1 protein-coding gene is annotated in these 2,086 nt (G+C 39.8%); it reads left to right on the top strand.

The features are described from left to right. Positions 1–592: 592 nt before the first annotated feature. Positions 593–1,882 (top strand): group II intron reverse transcriptase/maturase, encoded by a 1,290-nt coding sequence (ltrA, locus tag T514_RS25375; protein ID WP_034870031.1) that lies wholly within the window; start codon positions 593–595, stop codon positions 1,880–1,882. Positions 1,883–2,086: the final 204 nt, after the last annotated feature.

Below are 2,086 nucleotides of genomic sequence, written 5' to 3'. Positions count from 1 at the left end.
AAGTGCAAAAGACGCGTGTGAACAAATATTTTGTGTACTAGCTAGGAAATGCTCTCCAACGTGGATACTTGAAGGTGATATTAAAGGTTGCTTTGGTGCGCCGGGCTAAGCCGGGCAATTTCAGTTGGTGAAATTCCAACTTAGGAAAGAGGTATAGCCGCCTCACCTAAAATCGAGTCTTGGGTTTATGAAGGTAACGACATAGACTAAGCGTAGACAGAGCGAATCTAGGCCGTAACGCAAGTGAAGCGATTGAGCCTCGTTATTACGTCCGGAGGCCGACAAGGTCGAATACTTGGAAGGCTATAGTAATTTCCCGATAAAGGCAAGGGAAATGGAGACTCCGGCGGGGTCTGAGAGCATGGCATGGATGAAATGGAATTGTCAAGGAACCCGGGAGACCCGTCATGGTCTTTGCAAATGCAGAGTACGTAAGCCGAAAGGACCATCCACAAGCAAGCGGAAGCTGTGGCGGGAGTCGGACCTGTTGATAGTACTCCGAGCGTGGGAAAGCCACGTACATGGGGAAGCGACAGGACAAAATGAGCTCTCAACAAGGAAACATAAACTGCACAAACAGAGGTAGATAAATATGTCAACAAAATTGGATGAGATAGCGATTAAAGCTCGTAAAGATAAGAAAGCAGTATTTACGTCATTAGCCCATATCATAACACCAGAATTTCTAAAAGAAACATGGAAAATGATGAATAGGAAAGGAGCAAGTGGCGTAGATGGAGAGACAACTAAAGAATTTGAATATAACATTGATGAGAGAGTAAAAGATATATGGAAGAAGATGAAAGAAAAGAAATATAAAGCACCACCGGTAAGGCGTGTAGAGATACCAAAAGGCAATGGAAAAACACGACCTTTGGGCATACCTACTGTAGAAGATAGGCTTGTACAACGTGCGGTAGCAAGGATTCTGGAGTCCATATATGAACAAGAATTTATGGATTTCTCATATGGCTTTAGACCAAGAAGAAATCCACATCAAGCACTCAAAACACTAAGAGAATGCATAGTAAAGAAGAAAGTAAGATTTATATATGAGGCTGATATTAGAGGATATTTTAATCATATAAACCACCAGTGGCTTATGAAAATGATAAAGCTGAGAATAGCCGACCCTGTAATAATTAGTATGATAGGAAAATGGCTAAGAGCAGGTGTGATGGTTAATGGAGTAGTTACAATAAATACAGAAGGAACGCCGCAAGGCGGGCCAATCAGCCCTATACTTGCAAACATTTATCTTCATTATGTTTTAGACTTATGGTTTGCAAAGAAATATAAAGCATATGCACAAGGTGAAGCATACCTGATAAGGTTTGCTGATGATTATGTGGCTTGCTTTCAATATAAAAGAGATGCAGAAAAGTTTGAGAAATATTCAAAGTATCGAATGAACAAGTTTCATTTAGAACTTGCAGAGGAAAAGACGAGACTTATTTCCTTTGGTAGATATGCACGAGAAAGAAGTGCAAAGTATTATAAAAAGCCGGAAACGTTTGACTTTCTCGGATTTAGGCATATAAGTGGTGTAGGAATCAATGGACAGTTTGCATTAATACGTAAGCCAACAGTTAAGAGTTGTAGAAAATTTCTGGACAAAACGCACAAATGGCTTAAAGAGCATATCCATTGGAAGAGAAGAGACCAACAGAAGCAACTGACAAGTATGCTGAGAGGATTCTATCAATATTTCTCGCTATACCACTGTCGAAATAAACTTATGTTCATTCGCCAAGAAGTTGTTAATCAGTGGATTAGGTCACTTAGACGAAGAAGTCAAAGACATAGATTATACTGGTCTTATTTAAGTACCAGAGAATGGTTTAAATTGCCTTATCCAGAATTAATACATGCAGATATTTAACAAAGCAATCGCAAGTCATTTTGGGGAGCCCGGTGCGGAAAAACTGCACGCCGGGTTCTGCTTGGGGCTGGAAGCACAAGGGTAAAACCAAGGCTTCCTTCTACCAACCATAACATCAACCACGAATGGTTACAAGATAATATATCAATGGATAAAAGAATTATGAAGCAGTTCTTAAAATCAGGTTTTATATATGAAGGAAAA

Source organism: Clostridium lundense DSM 17049, from assembly GCF_000619945.1.
Lineage (GTDB): Bacteria > Bacillota > Clostridia > Clostridiales > Clostridiaceae > Clostridium_AO > Clostridium_AO lundense.
The sequence above is the reverse complement of the archived record's forward strand: the minus strand, read 5'-3'. Positions and strand labels throughout refer to the sequence as shown.

What these genes read in the sequence shown, in the direction of transcription:
- ltrA (WP_034870031.1), top strand. Translation starts at nt 593, where the DNA reads ATGTCAACAAAATTGGATGAGATAGCGATTAAAGCTCGTAAAGATAAG.